The 16,934-nt window shown below is 57.2% G+C and carries 16 protein-coding genes; 9 read left to right on the forward strand and 7 right to left on the reverse strand.

The genetic code is table 11. The features are described 5' to 3' along the window. Positions 1-299: 299 nt before the first annotated feature. From gyrA to ACESWY_RS02575, 7 genes are all read right to left on the reverse strand, one after another. On the reverse strand, positions 300-3,011 hold the full coding sequence (gene gyrA / locus ACESWY_RS02545) for a DNA gyrase subunit A (protein WP_373092780.1): 2,712 nt from the start codon (positions 3,009-3,011) through the stop codon (positions 300-302). A 41-nt stretch (positions 3,012-3,052) separates the two neighbouring features. Next, the gene (gene gyrB / locus ACESWY_RS02550) at positions 3,053-5,083 is read right to left on the reverse strand and encodes a DNA topoisomerase (ATP-hydrolyzing) subunit B (protein WP_250787711.1); all 2,031 of its coding nucleotides are present in this window, start codon (positions 5,081-5,083) and stop codon (positions 3,053-3,055) included. A 105-nt stretch (positions 5,084-5,188) separates the two neighbouring features. After that, positions 5,189-5,752, reverse strand: a complete 564-nt coding sequence (locus ACESWY_RS02555; RefSeq protein ID WP_117746866.1) for a DciA family protein — start codon at positions 5,750-5,752, stop codon at positions 5,189-5,191. Next, positions 5,739-6,845, reverse strand: a complete 1,107-nt coding sequence (recF, locus tag ACESWY_RS02560; protein ID WP_117746865.1) for a DNA replication/repair protein RecF — start codon at positions 6,843-6,845, stop codon at positions 5,739-5,741. Before recF ends, ACESWY_RS02555 begins: the two co-directional genes overlap by 14 nt. A 9-nt stretch (positions 6,846-6,854) precedes the next feature. Continuing rightward, positions 6,855-7,958: a DNA polymerase III subunit beta gene (dnaN, locus tag ACESWY_RS02565; protein WP_138341047.1), complete on the reverse strand. Its 1,104-nt coding sequence runs from the start codon at positions 7,956-7,958 to the stop codon at positions 6,855-6,857. 238 nt (positions 7,959-8,196) lie between these two features. Beyond that, positions 8,197-9,921: a DnaA ATPase domain-containing protein gene (locus tag ACESWY_RS02570; protein ID WP_350446092.1), complete on the reverse strand. Its 1,725-nt coding sequence runs from the start codon at positions 9,919-9,921 to the stop codon at positions 8,197-8,199. A 15-nt stretch (positions 9,922-9,936) separates the two neighbouring features. After that, on the reverse strand, positions 9,937-11,361 hold the full coding sequence (locus tag ACESWY_RS02575) for an ATP-binding protein (protein WP_250787712.1): 1,425 nt from the start codon (positions 11,359-11,361) through the stop codon (positions 9,937-9,939). A gap of 273 nt (positions 11,362-11,634) precedes the next feature. Between ACESWY_RS02575 and rpmH the strand changes: the two genes are divergently transcribed. The 9 genes from rpmH (at position 11,635) to ACESWY_RS02620 (ending at position 16,675) form a co-directional block, all read left to right on the forward strand. Continuing rightward, positions 11,635-11,769: a 50S ribosomal protein L34 gene (gene rpmH, locus ACESWY_RS02580; protein ID WP_019127408.1), complete on the forward strand. Its 135-nt coding sequence runs from the start codon at positions 11,635-11,637 to the stop codon at positions 11,767-11,769. A 20-nt stretch (positions 11,770-11,789) separates the two neighbouring features. After that, the gene (rnpA, locus tag ACESWY_RS02585) at positions 11,790-12,128 is read left to right on the forward strand and encodes a ribonuclease P protein component (RefSeq protein ID WP_006236191.1); all 339 of its coding nucleotides are present in this window, start codon (positions 11,790-11,792) and stop codon (positions 12,126-12,128) included. Then, entirely contained in the window at positions 12,125-12,349 is a 225-nt protein-coding gene (gene yidD, locus ACESWY_RS02590; protein ID WP_117584026.1) for a membrane protein insertion efficiency factor YidD, read from the forward strand. Before rnpA ends, yidD begins: the two co-directional genes overlap by 4 nt. 29 nt (positions 12,350-12,378) lie before the next feature. After that, positions 12,379-13,149, forward strand: coding sequence for a YidC/Oxa1 family membrane protein insertase (locus ACESWY_RS02595; RefSeq protein ID WP_250787713.1), 771 nt, complete (start codon positions 12,379-12,381; stop codon positions 13,147-13,149). A gap of 45 nt (positions 13,150-13,194) precedes the next feature. Further along, positions 13,195-13,764 (forward strand): Jag family protein, encoded by a 570-nt coding sequence (locus ACESWY_RS02600; RefSeq protein WP_250787714.1) that lies wholly within the window; start codon positions 13,195-13,197, stop codon positions 13,762-13,764. A gap of 96 nt (positions 13,765-13,860) precedes the next feature. Continuing rightward, positions 13,861-14,598, forward strand: coding sequence for a 16S rRNA (guanine(527)-N(7))-methyltransferase RsmG (rsmG, locus tag ACESWY_RS02605; RefSeq protein ID WP_250787715.1), 738 nt, complete (start codon positions 13,861-13,863; stop codon positions 14,596-14,598). Between the two features lie 134 nt (positions 14,599-14,732). Continuing rightward, on the forward strand, positions 14,733-15,533 hold the full coding sequence (locus ACESWY_RS02610) for a ParA family protein (RefSeq protein ID WP_118238235.1): 801 nt from the start codon (positions 14,733-14,735) through the stop codon (positions 15,531-15,533). Next, a complete protein-coding gene (locus ACESWY_RS02615) occupies positions 15,526-16,431 on the forward strand; it encodes a ParB/RepB/Spo0J family partition protein (RefSeq protein ID WP_250787716.1) in 906 nt (301 codons plus the stop codon). Before ACESWY_RS02610 ends, ACESWY_RS02615 begins: the two co-directional genes overlap by 8 nt. After that, positions 16,421-16,675 (forward strand): hypothetical protein, encoded by a 255-nt coding sequence (locus ACESWY_RS02620; protein ID WP_250787717.1) that lies wholly within the window; start codon positions 16,421-16,423, stop codon positions 16,673-16,675. Before ACESWY_RS02615 ends, ACESWY_RS02620 begins: the two co-directional genes overlap by 11 nt. Positions 16,676-16,934: the final 259 nt, after the last annotated feature.

Consider the following 16,934-nt stretch of genomic DNA (forward strand, 5'->3'; position numbering starts at 1 on the left):
CCATCGCGCAAGGGATATATTAGACGAGTCGTTACGCGCGCGTCAACAACTTTTTTGAAAATCTTTGGAGGGTGTGTCAGACGGCTGGGCGAGATGGGTTAGGTTTGCTGCTCGGGCAGTCCTGCGCAAGACGAAGGCCACATTAAGTGGCCTTCTTTGCGTGCGGAACTCGCGACAAACCTAACCCATCTCGCCCAGCCGTCTGACACGGGGTTCCAAGCTTGTCAAAAAAGCGGTCGGCGCGCAGTGCGCCGACCGCCGATATAAGGGGTCTGATGATTTTTACCAGTCAGGGCCTCTTACTCGTCGAGGAGATCCTCTGGCAGGTCGTTGCCGTCGCCTAGGTCGACTGGGGCTTCTTCGGTGTCGGCTGCGACCTCGGCACCTTCGCCCTCGGGCTTCTCTTTGGCGGTCGTCATGCGGGCTACGGCGCAGATGCGGTCGCTGTCGTCGACGGTCATCATCTTGACGCCCTGGGTGGCGCGGCCAGTCTGGCTGATCTCGTCGGTCTTAACGCGAATGACCGTCGCGCCCTCCGTCACGATGAACAGCTCGTGCTGTGGGCCCACCGTCTTCATGGCCGCAAGGTTACCCTTACGCTCGGTCATTTGGATGGTGTAGACGCCCTGGCCGCCGCGATTCTGCTCCGGGTAGTCCGCGACCGGCGTGCGCTTGCCGTAGCCGCGCTCGGTGATGACGAACAGATCGCCGTTGCCGTTAGTGACTTCCATGCCCAGAACGCTCACGCCGTCCTTCATACCAATACCGCGAACGCCGCTGGTATCGCGGCCGGTGGCGCGCACCTGCTCCTCGGAGAACATGATCGCCTTGCCCGCGGTGGTGGCCAGGATAATCTTGTCGCCCTCGCGCACGCGGCGCACGTTCAGCAGCGCGTCGTCGTCACGCAGGTTGATAGCGATCAGGCCGTCGCGACGGCTGCGGTCATATGCGCTCATCACGGTCTTCTTGACCATGCCGCTCTTGGTGGCAAACATCAGGTACTCGTCGGCTGGGAACTCGCGGCAGCTGATGACGCTCGCGATCTTCTCGCCCTCCTCGAAGGGCAGCAGGTTGACGATCGCGGTACCGCGCGCCTGGCGCGTACCCACCGGCAGCTCGTGCACCTTCAGGCGATAGACCTTGCCCTTGCTCGAGAAGAACAGCACGTACTCGTGCGTGGACGCGATGAACATCTCGTCGATGACGTCGTCCTCTTTGAGGTTGACGCCCGACACGCCCTTGCCACCGCGCTTTTGGGCACGGTAGGCGGCCACCGGGATACGCTTAACGTAGCCGGTGTGGGTGATGGTCACGACCATATCCTCGTCGGCGATGAGGTCCTCGACATCCAGGTCCTTCTCAACCTGGCTGATCTCGGTGCGGCGCTTGTCGCCGAACTTCTTGGAGATCTCGCGCATCTCTTCCTTGATGACGCCCAGGATCTTCTCCTCATGCGCCAGCAGGTCCTCGTAGTAGGCGATGGCGCGGCGCAGGCCGTCCAACTCTTCCTGAATCTTGTCGCGCTCCAGGCCGGTCAGGCGGCGCAACTTCATCTCGAGGATGGCCGTGGTCTGCTCGGGCGTAAAGCCAAAGCGCTCGATCAAGCGGCTGCTGGCCTCGGAGTCGGTCTGCGAGGAGCGGATGATGCTAATGACCTCGTCGATATGGTCGAGAGCCATAAGATAACCCTCGAGGATATGCGCGCGGGCTTGGGCCTTCTTAAGGTCGAAGCGGGTGCGGCGAGTGACGACGTCGACCTGGTGGTCGATGTAGTGCTGCAGCATCTCACGCAGGCTCAGGCATTTGGGAACGCCGTTGACGAGCGCCAGGTTGTTGGCGCCAAAGGTCGTCTGCAGCGAGGTGTACTTATACAGGTTGTTGAGCACGACCTGCGGAATGACGCCCTTCTTGAGCTCGATGACCAGGCGGATACCCTTCTGGTTGGACTCATCGCGCATATCCGAGATGCCCTCGATGCGTTTGTCGTTGACGAGCTGGGCGATCTTCTCCTGCAGGGTGCCTTTGTTGACCATGTAGGGAATCTCGGTAAAGACCAAGCGGCTGCGGCCGGTCTTGGTGGACTCCACATGTGCCTTGGCGCGCACGGTAATGGAGCCGCGGCCGGTCTCGTAACTCTGCTTAATGCCGGCGCTGCCCATGATGATGGCGCCGGTGGGGAAGTCCGGACCGGGCATGATCTGCATGAGCTCGTCGACGGTGGCGTCGGGGTTGTCGATCAGGTAGCAGGTGGCCTCAATCGCCTCGGTGAGGTTGTGCGGGGCGATGTTGGTGGCCATGCCGACGGCGATGCCCTGGCTGCCGTTGACCAGCAGGTTGGGGAAGCGCGCAGGCAGCGCCACGGGCTCGGCGAGCGATTCGTCGTAGTTGGGCTGCCAGTCGACGGTATCCTTCTGCAGGTCGCGCAGCAGTTCCATGGCGGGCTTTGCCAGGCGGCTCTCGGTGTAACGCATGGCTGCCGCGCCGTCGCCGTCGATGTTACCGAAGTTGCCATGACCGTCGATGAGCGGCGTGCGCATGGAGAACCACTGTGCCAGGCGGACCATGGCCTCGTAGACCGCAAAGTCACCGTGCGGGTGGTACTTACCGATAACTTCGCCGACCGTCCACGCCGACTTCTTGTGCGGGCGGTTGGGGTAGATGCCGCTCTCGTTCATCGCGTACAGGATGCGGCGGTGCACCGGTTTTAAGCCGTCGCGCACGTCCGGCAGGGCGCGCGCCGTGATGACCGACATCGAATACTCGATAAACGACTGCTTCATCTCGCGACCGAACTCCGAAATCTGGAGCTGGCCGCCGTTGATATCCTCGCCGGCCGAGGCGCCACGGTCGACTTCGCCAAAACTCTCCTCGAGCTCGCCGTCGTCATCCTCTTCCTCGTCATCATCGACATCGGGGTTATAGGCGTCCGGGTCGCCGTCCTCGCCCTGCTCAGCACGGGCAAGCAGGCGCTTCAGATCGTCGGGCATGCCGGCATCGCCGGCCTCGTCCATACCCCCGTTATTGTTGATATCGTCTGCCACGTTACCTCCTCTTAAGCGTCAAGGAAACGCGCGTCATGCGCATGTTTTTCAATGTACTCGCGGCGATAGCCGACCTCGGAACCCATGAGCTCGCGCACGGCGCGGTCCGCCACCACGGCGTCCTCGATCGACACGCGCTGCAGGATGCGGGTCTTGGGGTCCATCGTCGTCGAGGCAAGCTGCTTGGGGTCCATCTCGCCCAGGCCCTTGTAGCGCTGGACGGTATAGCCCTTGCGCTTCTTGGTGATCTTGCCGTCCTTGGCCTTGCCGTCCTCGTCGTTATCGTCGGGGTTCAGGCCCAGACTCTGGATGGTATCGCGCAGGATCTCGTCTTCGGGCTGGCGGCCGTTGGGATACACGTAGTGGATCTTGTTGCGCACCTTAATGCCAAAGATGGGCGGGCAGGCAACATAGACGTAGCCGGCATCGATCAGCGGACGCATGTACTTGTAGAAGAACGTCAGCAGCAGGATGCGGATATGCGCGCCGTCGACGTCTGCATCGGTCATGATGATGATCTTGTGGTAGCGCGCCTTGGTGATATCGAAGTCGCCGCCGTCGCCGGCACTCGTCGTGACGCCGCAGCCGATCGCGGTAATCAATGACTGGATGGTGTCACTCGAGAACGCGCGATGGTCACCAACGCGTTCGACGTTCAAAATCTTGCCGCGCAGGGGCAGAATCGCCTGGATGTCTCGGCGACGGCCGTCCTTGGCCGAACCGCCTGCCGAGTCACCCTCTACGATGAAGAGCTCGGTCAGCTCGGCATCGCGCACCGAGCAGTCGGCGAGCTTACCGGGCAGGGACGCCGTCTCGAGCAGGCTCTTGCGACGGGTCGCTTCGCGCGCCTTGCGGGCGGCGTTGCGGGCCTTGCATGCCTGCTGGGCCTTCTTGACGATCTCGCGAGCGGGCTTGGGATGCTCCTCGAGGTAATCGGCGAGGCCGTCGGTCACGATCTTGAGCGTCAGCGCGCGCATATAGGAGCTGCCGAGCTTGGCCTTGGTCTGGCCCTCAAATTGCGGGTCGGGCAGCTTGACCGAGATAACGGCCGAAAGGCCCTCGCGCACATCGTCGCCGGTCAGGTTGGCGTCTTTTTCCTTGAGCAGGTTCTGTTTGCGCGCGTAGTCGTTGATCACACGGGTGAGCGCGGTGCGGAAGCCCTCAAGGTGCATGCCGCCCTCGGGGGTGTAGATGTCGTTGGCAAACGACATGACGTTCTCGCCGTAACCGCTATTCCACTGCAGGGAAACCTCAACCTCGCCCATCTTGGTCACAGGCGCGCCCGGGTCCGATTTGCCCTCGATGTAGATGGGCTCCTTAAAGGCCTCGGGGACGTCCTTGCCCTCGTTGAGGAACTTGACGAAGTCGATGATGCCGCCCTCGTAGCAAAACTCCTCCACATGGGGAGTCGCCTCGCGCTCGTCGGTCAGCACGATTTTGAGGTTCTTATTGAGGAACGCCGTCTCCTGCAGACGGTTGTGCAGCGTATCGAAATCGTAGATGCATGTCTCGAAGATCTCGTCGTCGGGCCAGAAGGTGACGGTGGTGCCCGTCGAATCCGAGGTGCCCACGACCTCCATCTTCTTAACGGTCTTGCCGCGCGAGAACTCCATCTCGTAGGTGTTGCCGTCGCGACGAACCTGAACGACCACGCGCTTGGACAGTGCGTTGACGACGGAGATGCCAACGCCGTGCAGGCCGCCCGAAACCTTATAGGCCGAGTTATCGAACTTACCGCCGGCGTGCAAGATCGTCATGACGACCTCGAGCGTCGGGATCTTTTTAACAGGGTGCTCGTCGACGGGGATGCCGCGCCCGTTGTCGACGACCGTGATGGAGTTGTCGGCGTGGACCGTCACCTGGATCTCGGTGCAGAAACCGGCCATGGCCTCGTCGACGGAGTTGTCAACGATCTCCCACACCAGGTGATGCAGACCGCTGGCGCTCGTCGAGCCGATATACATGCCCGGGCGCTTACGAACGGCCTCGAGACCTTCGAGAATCTTAATCTCGCCGCCATCGTAATCGTTTTCGTTTGCCACACGTCCTCCTTCAGTCAAGAAAATGTGTACAGCCTTACTAGTTTATCGTAAAAAAATACCCTCGGGAACGAGGGTATTTGGCTCTACAAGGCCACCAGATGCGATTTAAGGCTCTTTTTTGCTTTCTACGCCCTTGGCCCACTCGGCACTGGCTCTCATGGCATTCTCGAGGGCCTCGCGCAGTTTTTGGTCTTCGATGGGCGCCACTTGGCGCTCAATCTCGGTGCGCTCGGCCTCACTTAGGTCGGCGTGCGGGGCCGGCGGGCGCTCGGTCGTCGCCGGGCGCAGGCGCTGCTTGGCGGCGGGCGGCGTGTGACCCGGCGCGGTGGTTTTGAACACCAGGCCGTCCACATGCGCACCGGCGCGCTCCATGCGCGCGCGGATGATCTCGCGCAACAGCGTCATTTCCTGCGTCCACGAGGGCGAATCGAGATATACCAGCAGCTCATTGGACTCGGGCAGGTAGCGCAAGCCCGTCACATGCCGCCCCTCGCGCGTGCCCGAGCACACCGCGTTCCACGCGCGATAGACCGCGCGCGACTCCTCGGCAGCCTCCATCTGCGCGCGGCGCTCAGGTGTCGCGGCCGCCAGGATGCGCTGACGCTCTGCGTTCAAAAATCCACTGAAGGCAACCGTTTCGCTCTCGCGCTCGTAATTAGCACGTCTCACCCATGCTCACCACCTTGGCTCGATCAAGCAGGTCATCGGTAAAATACCCCAGGTTGGTCGTGGTTATGACCGTCTGGATATCATCGCCGATCAGCCGCAAAAAAGCACCGCGGCGTTCGCCGTCGAGTTCGCTCATCACGTCGTCCAAAAGCAGCAACGGGGCGGTGCCCAGGACATCGCGAGCCACGGCCACCTCCGCCACCTTCCAGGCCAGAACCAACGTTCGCTGCTGACCTTGGCTGGCAAATGAACGGGCGGAGCGACCCGCCACGGTAAACTCAATCTCATCGCGATGCGGTCCCACCAACGTCACGCCGCGGCGAATTTCCTCGTCGGCGTGCTCATCAAGGGCAGCCAGCATGCGCTCGTACGCCCAGCCCTTCAGCTCTTCGCGATCATCGACCTGGGGCAAATCCCCCAGCGTGGACGTATAGGTCACGTTGGCAGCCTCACCGGATGCCACTTGCCCGTAGGCAGTGTGCACATGGCCCGCCAGCCGGTCGAGCAGGGCCAACCGGTGCACAAGCAGGGCCGAGCCCGCGCGGGCAATCGAATCGTTCCACGCGCCGAGCATCTCGCGACAGCACCAGGTCTCCTTAAGCAGGGCGTTACGCTGGGTCACGCAGCGCCCATAGGTGCTCGCAAGATCGGCATAGCGTGCGCTCAGTTGCATGCCAAAGTCATCGAGGGCGGCGCGGCGCACACTGGCGCCTCTCTTAACCATGTCCAGATGGTCGGGGCAAAACAGTACGCTCGGCAGAGCCCCGCGCACACCGGCGGCAGAGCACCTCTTGCCGTTGCGGCTAAACGAGCGCTTACCGTCCTCCACGCTCAATCCCATATCAAGCACGCGGCCGTCGCCCTCGAGCCTCAGCTCGACCTTGCACGAGCCCACGCCGTCATGGACGAGCTCGGCTGCGGTCGGATGCCTAAACGAGGCGCCGCTCGTCAGCAGCTGCAGCGCCTCTATGAGATTGGTCTTTCCTGCCGCGTTGGGTCCCGCAAGTATCGTCACGCCCTCGTCCAGGGCAAGGCGATAGCTATCGAAGCTGCGGTAGTGCGCGACGGAAAGATCACGGGCGAACATGGTCATGGCGCAGCGCTAGATGCGGACCGGCATGACCAGGTACAGGTAGTTGATCTTGTCGTAGGACTTGAAGATACCCGCCTGCGAGTAGCTCTTGAGCTCCAGCGTGATCTCCTTCTCCTTGGACAGGGCGTTGAGGCAGCCGAAGATGTAGTGGTAGTTGAAGGCGATGGTACCCGACTCGCCCTCGGCCTCGACATCGATCGTCTCCTGCGCAAGGTCCTGGTCATTGGAAATGGAGGACAGGCCCATCTGCCCGTTCTCGACATCGATCTCGAACTTGACGGCGGGGTTGGCGCTCGCGATAACGGCCACGCGCTTGAGGGCGGCGTTAAAAGCGGCGACATCGATCTTGACGCTCGTCACGCACGAATCGGGGATGAGCTGCTTGTAGTTGGGATACATGCCCTCGATGCGGCGCGACACGTAGGTGGTGTTGCCGGCCTCGAAGACGACCTGGGTGTCGGTAGCCCCGATCATGATGGTCGCCTGGCTGGCCATGATGTTCAGCGCGTCGTTAAAGGCGTCAGCCGGAACGTTGAGCTCAAAGGAGCCCTCGAGGGTCGAGGTCTCGACCTGCGTATCGCACACGGCCAAGCGGAAGGAATCGGTCGCCACCAGGCGCACGGTATTGTTCTCGACCTTCATGTGCACGCCGCCCAGGATGGGGCGGGCCTTGTCGGTCGAGGTGACGCGCCACACGCGACCGACCATTTCGGACAAGATATCGGTCGGCAGCTCCACGGCGCTCTCGATGGCATAGGCCGGAAACTCGGGGAAGTCATTGGCATCGAGCGTGTTCAGCCTAAAAGAGCTCTTCTCGCAACCAATCAGCACCTGGCGCTCGGACAGCTCAAAGGTGACCGGGGCATCGGGGAGGGTCTTGGTGATATTGGAGAGCATCTTACAGGGGATAACCATCTCGCCCTCTTCTTCGACATGCGCCGCGATGCGATGACGGATCGAGATGGTGTAGTTAGAGGTCTGGAATTCCAAGATGCCGTCTTGGGCCTTGACGAGCACGCCCGACAGGATGGGAAGGGTGGATGCCGAAGCGACACCCTTCATAACGACGCCGATGGCTTGTGTAAGCGAGCTCTGGCTGACGGTGAACTTCATCTTTTAATACCTTTCTATAGATATAAATATCTTAATAATAGTAATAGCACTGACGAAACTGTTGATTACTCCCAAAGACGCAGGTCAGACCCAGAAAGAGAATCGACAGCAACCTGTGTGCAACAGGGGTGGTTTTCCACGTTCAAAACCTGCGCAAAACTTTTCATCATCGCGGGTTGGGTTTTAGACACCTTATGCCCGTGGTTTCGACAAGTTTTCAACAGGTGTCTCTATTTCCCTACGAGCGCAGTGTAATTTTATCGCGCAGCGACTTGAGGTCTTCGGTGACGGTGCGGTCTTCCTGGATCATCTTCTGGACCTTTTTGTAGCTCGTGCTGACGGTCGAGTGGTTGCGGTTGCCAAATTCGGCGCCCACCGCCGTGGTCGTCATCTCGCACATCTCGATGGCCAGATAGATGGCAATGTGGCGTGCCTTGGCGATATTGGCGTTGCGTCGCGGGCCGATGAGCTCCTCGTGCGTCACGCCGTACTGCTCTTCAATGACGGACTGAACCGTTTGCACGTTGATCTTTTTGGCCGATGTGTCGAAGTACTGGCCGGCGATGGCGTCGATATCGTCAAAGGTGAGCTCTCCGCCCTCGCGCTCGCGGTCGCCCGCCTCGCCGGCGCAGCGCTCGCAAAAGCTCTCGAGTTCGCGGATGTTGGTGCCCGAGACCTCGGCCATGTGTTTAAAGTGCTCGTCGGTCAGGTGTCCGCCGTCGCCCCCATAGGCCGCCAGCAGCGAGTCGTCGCCTGCCTCGGGAGCGGCGACGATGGTGTTTTCGTAATAGCGCTGCAAGATCTTGTATTTCATCTCGTAGCTGGGCTCTGCGACCAGGCAGAGCATGCCGGCGTTGAAGCGGCTGGTCAGACGCTCGTCCATGCTCAGGTCCTTGGGGGCGCGGTCTGCCGCGATGACGACCTTCTTGTTGTTGCGGATGAACTCGTCCATGAGCTGGAAAAAGTAGTCCACGCTCGCGCGCTTGCCGATGATGTTTTGGATGTCATCGATGATGAGTACGTCCACGCCGTGGTACGCCTGCATGATGGGAGCGTTGCTCTTCTTTTGACGGTCGAACTCGGTCATCAGGTCGTCCAGATACGCCTGGGAGTTGGCATACTTGACCTTGATCTCAGGCGACTTCTCGGCGAGCTCGTTTTTGATGGCAAGCAGCAGGTGCGTCTTGCCTAGGCCCGATTTGCCGTAGATGAACAGTGATGTGCATGTGCCGCGCTCGTCCGCGAGGGCGGCAAACTTGAGTGCCGAGCGATAGGCATGGCTGTTCTCTGGGCCGTAGACAAAGTTCTCAAAGGTAAATTTTGAGTTCGCGGCGAGCGGGGCTCCATCCGTATTCTGCTCGGCCGGCACGGTCGGTGCTGACATGGGTGAAGCGGGGGTCGCAGCTTGCGTGGATTTAGTCGGCGCTCCGCCCTTCATCTGGTTCATCATGCGACGAAAATCATCGGCCGAGAGCGTGTTTTTGATTGCAATGCCCGAATCCGCGCCCGCCGCTGCGTCGTGAGCGATGGGCATGTGCGTGACGGGTACGTTCGTTGACGTCGCCGCCGCGGTCGGCAACGGTGCCATGGTTTCACGGGAAACATCGCTGTGCTGGTGCTCGATCGTCGGTACGTCGCCTGCGGAGGCCGGCACCGCCGGGGAAGCGGCGGGAGCCGTGGCGGGCGCCGTCGTGGCAGCGGATTCCGTCGCGGCGCCTTGCGGTGCCACGACGTCGAGCGCAATCGGTGCAAAGGCGATTTCTTCCAGATAGGCCTCAATAGTCGGCTGATGCTTTTTGAGCTGCGCGATGGCAAAGCGCGAGGGTGCCTCGATCGTGAGCGTATCTTCGGTCAGGCTTATGGCGCGCGATTGCCCCAGCATGTTGATGAGGCGTGCATCTTGGCCGTCGCGCTGGCAAAAGGCGATGGCATCCCCCAGGATGATGCTTGCTTCCTCGTCCACTGTCTCTCCCGTTCTTTAGCTCTGAGCTCGCACGCGAGCGGCGCCGAGTTCGGTCAGATGGTATTTCTGGCCATGCTTGATGACCAAGCCGGCCTGCGCCAAGTCATTGAGCGTGCGTGACCAAGTGGGGGCCGAGTTTCCAAACGCCCTCGCCAGATCGGTTGCACCGCACGCTTGATTTTGCGCCAGATAGCCCAGCGCGGCGTTGCCGCGATCGCTTACGAACACGTCCGGTTGTGGCTGCGCATACTGATTTGCTGCATTAGGATACATCATTTGAGCTGCTGGTTGTTGAGAACTCTGCATCGGCGGCATTTGCTGTTGAAAACTTTGAGGCCACTGTTGGTAAGGCTGCGGAGGCATCTGCTGGGCCCAGGGGTTGTACTGCTGCTGCGGCATCTGCTGGTACGGCTGCTGATATCCCTGCTGGTACTGCTGCGGGAACTGCTGGCCATACCCCAGTGGCGGCATCTGCTGATATGGATATCCCTGTTGGTACGGCTGATAGCCCATTTGCTGGCCACCCGGCGCCCCCGTCGCCTGCTGCATTGCTGCTGCATCCTGATCCGCCAGCGGCATGGTCTCTGGCGTGTTTGTCGGCATCGACATCGATGCCGCCCGGGGTTCTTGTGTAGGTAGCATTCCGGGCTGCTGCATCTGTCCCACGGGGGGCTGCATCTGCTGCGCTGCCATGGGCTGCTGCGCAAAAGCTCCCGGCAGGGGATATGTGGGCTGTTCCGTCTCGGGCCGCACGGCAGCGCCGCGTCCGCCGGCACGCTCGATTTCCTGCACGCGTTTAGGGTTCAGGCTTACCGTAACCACGGTGCCGTTGCCCATGTTGTCCTCGATGGAAACGGCACCGCCGGCGTTTTCCAAATACTCCTGCACCATGGGAAACCCTGCTCCGGTTCCACGGATATAGCGCTTCATCTTGCTGTTTGCGCTGGTAACGCCAAAGTCGAAAGCGCGTTCCTTGTCGTCGATGCCTGGTCCTTGATCGGCAAAGCGGATGGTGTCTCCGCCGTCCAGAATCGAGATGATGGGCTCGGCAAAGTGCGCGTGTATAAAATTTTCGACAATCTCGCGGATGACCATGAGCGAGATATGGCCGCCTTGTTCTTTCATGCACTGGTAGACGGTGTTGGTCGTCTCTTCCAAATACGTGCGGACATCTTGCGGATCAATGACGATCACACGCGGTGTCGACAACATGTCGTCATAGACGGCGATGCGCGCAGCGTACATGGCTTTCGGCCCCTGCGTGGTCGTCTGTTCACCTTCGTCACGCTCTTCGCGCACACCGGTGATGTGCTCGTTGTCGGGTGCCGGGTCTCCGGAATCGACCATGGTGTAAAAGTCGTCAGACATGCCACTCGCAATCTTCCAAAAGGTTTCGAACAAATAGTAGCTCACCGTGCAATGTTTCTCATCTTTCGACAACTTTCCAAAACCTGTTGAAAACTTTGGAAAACGGACGAAAAGTTCTCAACATTGCCAACATGACCTGTTGAAAACTCGATGAAATATCGTGAAAAGTTGCCATGCGCCGCTAAATCGAGCTTGGCTTATGGGGGAACCGTGTGAACTGCGCAACCTTTTACCTTTGATTTCTTGACATTTGAACATTGATTTCCCTACAATCTTCAAGCTCACGTGTCTATATCTGCGTCCGCGTCCCCGCGGACACTCGAAATGCAGCAGGAGGAACTTAAGATGAAGCGTACGTATCAGCCTAATAAGCGTAAGCGTGCCAAGACCCATGGCTTCCGTGCCCGTATGGCCACTAAGGGTGGTCGTGCCGTGCTCGCCCGTCGTCGCGCCAAGGGCCGCAAGCGTCTCACTGTCTAGCAGCGATACACACATCTCGCATGAAGACTATTAAGTCTCGGCAAGATTTCGAGCATGTGTTCAGTCAGGGGCGTCGTTTCAATCACCCTCTGATTCGAATGACCATATGTGAATCGGTTGGCGAAGGCGACTCCGGAAGGGTCGCCTTCGTTGGTGCTAAGCGACTCGGTTGTGCCGTCGTGCGCAACCGATCTAAGCGTGTGATGCGCGAGGCCGCCCGCAGCTGTGGATTTCCCGTTGCGGGTTATGACATCATCTTGTTTGCAACTCCCAAGACGAGGGTTTCCTCGCCGCAGGAGATGGACAAGGCGTTGCGTTCGCTTATGAAGCGCGCCGGCGTTGCCGGGGAGGAGCGATGAGCAATCACGTTTTGCGACGTGTTGCCATCGCTCCTATTCGCATATATCAACAGGTTATTTCGCCCTTATTGCCTGACGCCTGCATTTATTACCCAACGTGCTCGCAATACGCCATCCAGGCGATTGAGAAGTACGGTGTTTTGAGAGGCTGCTGGCTTGCCGTGAGGCGCATCGCTCGTTGCAATCCCCTGCACGTCGGCGGTTATGACCCTGTGCCCTAGCGGGCACTCGCTATCGGAGGAAAACTTACATGTGGGATTGGATCGTTAACATCCTTTTCGAGCTGCTCAAGCTCATCCAGACCTTTGCGGTCGACTGGGGCCTGTCCATCATCATCCTGGTGGTCATCATCCGTCTGCTGCTGACGCCGCTCATGCTCAAGTCGACCAAGTCGACGGCTCGCATGCAGGTGCTGCAGCCCAAGATGCTCGAGATCCAGGAGCGCTATGCCGACGATCCCCAGCGTCAGGCCGAGGAGATGCAGAAGTTCTACAGCGAGAACAAGTTCAACCCCATGGCTGGCTGTCTGCCGCTGCTGATTCAGATGCCTATCCTGTTCGCCCTGTTTACATTGCTGCGCAACCTGCCGCAGTACTTTAACGACGGCACGTTCTCGTTCTTCAACATCCTGCCCGACCTGACCACCACGCCGAGTGCTTCCTTTGCCGATGGCTTTATGGTTGCGCTGCCTGCGCTGATCTGCCTGATCCTGTTTGCTGTCTTGACCCTGATTCCGCAGCTGTATATGTCCCGCAATCAGACTGGTCAGCAGGCCCAGAGCATGCGCATGATGGCTGTCGTCATGACCGTCATGATGCTTTGGATGGGCTGGAGCCTGCCCGTCGGCGTTCTGCTGTACTACGATGTGTCTTCTGCCTGGCAGGTTATCCAGCAGATCTTCGTGACGCAGAAGGTTATCGACAAGGCCAAGGCCGATGAGGAGGAGCGCCTCAAGAACGCTCCGCTGCAGGTCGAGGTTACCCGTCGCGAGAAGAAGCCGCGTCCGCACAAGAAGAAGTAGTCGGGATATCAATCTTATTTAGGTACCTAACTTTTGGAGTACGTTATGTCTGAAGAGATCATCGAGGATATGATTGAGGAGGTTGCCCCGCAGATTGCGGGCGATTATCCCGAGATTGCACAGCGCTACAAGGCCGGTGAAGAGCTGACCGATGAGGAGCTCGACACCATTGCCGATGTTGCGATTTCCATTCTGCGTTCCATCCTTTCGCACTTCGATGCCGCCAACTCTCCTATTGATGAGTACGAGGGCGACGAGGGCGAGCTGATTTTGGATGTTACCGCTCCTGATCTTGCTGTTCTCATTGGCCGTCATGGTCGTACCCTTGATGCTCTTCAGGTCATGTTCTCTTTGCTGGTGAGCCGCAAGCTCGGCTTTAGGTATCCGGTTGTGGTTGACGTTGAGGGCTACAAGAGCCGTCGTCAGGACAAGGTTGCCTCAATGGCTCAGTCGGCCGCCGAGCGTGCCATCCGTACCCATAAGAGTGTTTCGCTTCCGCCCATGAATGCCTATGAGCGCCGACTGGTTCATATTGCACTTCGTGGCAATGATGCTGTCGATACCCATTCTGAGGGTTCTGACCCTGATCGCCATGTGGTGATTGTTGCTCGATAATCTACTCGAGCTTATGCTAAGGGGGCGTGGTTTCCACGTCCCCTTTTTTTGTCAAAAGTTCTCGATACACTGATTTTTGTCAGAAAGGAGCTTCTGTTGTTTGTACTTACTGATCAGCAGACTGACGAGATGCTCAGCCGTCTAACTTCCTATTGCAAAGAGTATTCCCTGAATATAACTGATGCTGATCTAAGGAAATGTATTCAGCATTTGGATTTGGTTCTAGAAACAAATAAGACAACCAACCTCACCCGTATTCTTAACGTAGAAGACGCTGCGGTACTTCATATCCTCGACTCACTTGTCTTGCTCCCTTATATCAATAAGGCTCCTGAGGGAGCTTTGCTCGATATGGGAACTGGTGCGGGTTTCCCTGGTATTCCATTAACGATAACCACGCATCGTAAAGCTACTTATATTGACTCTGTTGGCAAGAAGGTTGATGCTGTCAATTCTTTTGTTCATGCTCTTGGATTGAAATATGGTCATGCAGTTCATGATCGCCTTGAAGAATATGCTCGAAGCCATAAGAAACAGTTCTCTGTCGTAACCGCCCGCGCGCTGGCCCCTCTACCGATTCTTGTTGAGTATGCAGCTCCGTACCTCAAGGATGGAGGGCTATTTGTTATTACGAAGGGCAATCCATCGGATGAGGAGCTTACTTCCGGCATGTCAGCAGCTAAGATCTGTGGCTTCACTTTGCTTCTGAATGACGCAATCGATTTGCCTGAGGGCTTGGGCCACAGGGAGTTTATTGTTCTTAAGAAGAGTCATCCAGCATCCGTCTCATTGCCTCGTGCAAATGGCATGGCAAAGAAGAATCCGCTTGCCTAGATGTTTCACGTGAAACATAATGGATACTAACAACTTGCGGTGTTTCACGTGAAACATGGCGGTTGATATCGAATCGGAATGTTTCACGTGAAACATCCTCCGTTTGACAGCTTTAATACACACCAGGAGGGACCGTGGGATTTCGCGACGTTAAGCGTTCGAAAAGCGCAAAAGACACGCGTATTATTGCAATCATCAATCAAAAAGGCGGCGTCGGTAAGTCAACGACGGCTGTAAACCTTGCAGCAGCTCTGGGTGAACAGGGACGCAAGACGCTGATTGTCGATTTTGATCCGCAGGGAAACAGTACAAGTGGATTTGGAATTGAAAAAGAAGACCTTGATCAGTGCATCTATGATGCATTGCTGAATGACGTGCCGGCAGAATCGCTCGTTCTTGATACAAATTGCAAAAAGGTATTCGTTATTCCGGCGACAATTCAGCTTGCAGGCGCCGAAATTGAGCTCGTAAGCGCAATTGCTCGTGAAACCCGCCTCAAAGATTTGCTTGAGCCCATTCAAGACGAATTCGATTTTATTTTCATTGACTGTCCTCCTTCGCTCGGCCTGCTTACAATCAACGCTTTGACCGCAGCAGACAGCGTTTTGATTCCGATCCAGTGCGAGTATTATGCACTCGAGGGCGTAACGAAGCTGCTTGAGTCAATGAAGATGGTCAAATCGCGTCTGAACAAGGGCTTAGACACCTATGGCGTGCTTATGACCATGTATGACTCACGTACTTCTTTGTCGAATCAGGTTGTTGAGGAAGTTCAGTCGTACTTTGGTGATAAGGCTTTTAAGACCTTAATTCCTCGTACTGTAAAAATCTCTGAAGCTCCGTCTTTTGGAGAGCCGGTAATTACCTATGCGCCTCAAAATAAGGGTGCAAAAGCGTATATGAACCTTGCAAAAGAGGTGATCAAGCGTGCCTAGTGCAAAGAAACGTGGCGGATTGGGACGTGGACTCAATGCTTTGGTCTCAGAGGCCGAGTATGAGACCGGTGGTTCGGCTGCATCGGCTTCAAATGCCGCATCTGAAACAAAACTGCCTATTGAGGATATTGTCCCTAATCCAAATCAACCTCGAATTCACTTTAATGAAACAGAACTTCGCGAGTTGAGCGAGTCAATCCAAGAACATGGCGTTTTGCAACCACTATTGGTCCGCAAGCACGGAAATGGCTATGAGATTATTGCCGGTGAGCGTCGTTACCAGGCATCGAAACTCGCTGGCCTTGAAGAATTGCCAGTCATCATTAAGGAAGTTAATGATGAGGAAATGCTCGCTCTTGCACTTATCGAGAATCTTCAGCGTTCTGATTTGAACCCTGTCGAAGAGGCAAAGGGTTATCGTCAGCTCATTGATGCCAGCGGTATGACGCAGGAGGCGTTATCAAAGGCTGTCAGTAAGTCTCGTTCCGCAATTACAAATTCGCTTCGTTTGCTAGATCTTCCCGAAGTCGTACAGCAGATGATTTTCGAAGGCAAGCTTACTGCAGGTCATGCAAGAGCGATTCTTGCGGTTCCTTATGAAGATGCCAGGATTCGACTTGCTGAGAAAGTTGTCGCAGAAGGTCTTTCTGTTAGAGCGACAGAAAATCTTGCTCCGTTGTTTTCTGCCGGAGAGACGCCAAGGACTCCGAGACCGGCAACACCTCAGTCATTCAAAAAGGCCGCTCGAGTACTTCGTCAAGTTTTCAACACGAATGTACGTGTGAAGAGCTCGCGTGGCAAGAACAAAATTGAAATCGAGTTCAAAGACGAGGAGGAGCTCTCCCGTATCCTTGGCGAAATGATTCAATTTGGGCAGGAGGATCAGGATGAAGAATAAGGTTCTCGCGGCTATTGCGTTGGCAACCACCGTCGCCGCTGGTGCTTTTGCGGGGTATAAGCTTGCGACAGATGATGAACTACGCGGTCGACTGCTGCGCGGAGCTCAGGATATCGTCGATACATCAAAGAAGAAAATGGATGTGATGACCGAAGATGTCGCTATGCGCACTGCTCAGATGACTAAGAATCCCAAGATTAACCAAGACTGGGTTGACCATCAATGGGAAAATGTTGGTTATTAGGTACCTAACAATTACTTGCCTATTTTGAAGGGGCCTTGTCTGATTCATGAGACAAGGGCCCCTTATTTTGGCCATAAAGCTAAGTTCACGTAAATCAAGTCCACTAGGATGAAAACAAATGAAACAGCCCTGGTTGCATTATTTGCAACCAGGGCTGTCGGATGTTTCACATGAAACGTTATGGGGGTGTTCCTATAGTTTTGTCAACTGGGAAATGCTCTCCGTGCGACCGAATCGCGGCATGCTGACGCCAAGCCAT

The organism is Collinsella aerofaciens ATCC 25986 (genome assembly GCF_964237925.1).
GTDB classification, from domain to species: domain Bacteria; phylum Actinomycetota; class Coriobacteriia; order Coriobacteriales; family Coriobacteriaceae; genus Collinsella; species Collinsella aerofaciens_BJ.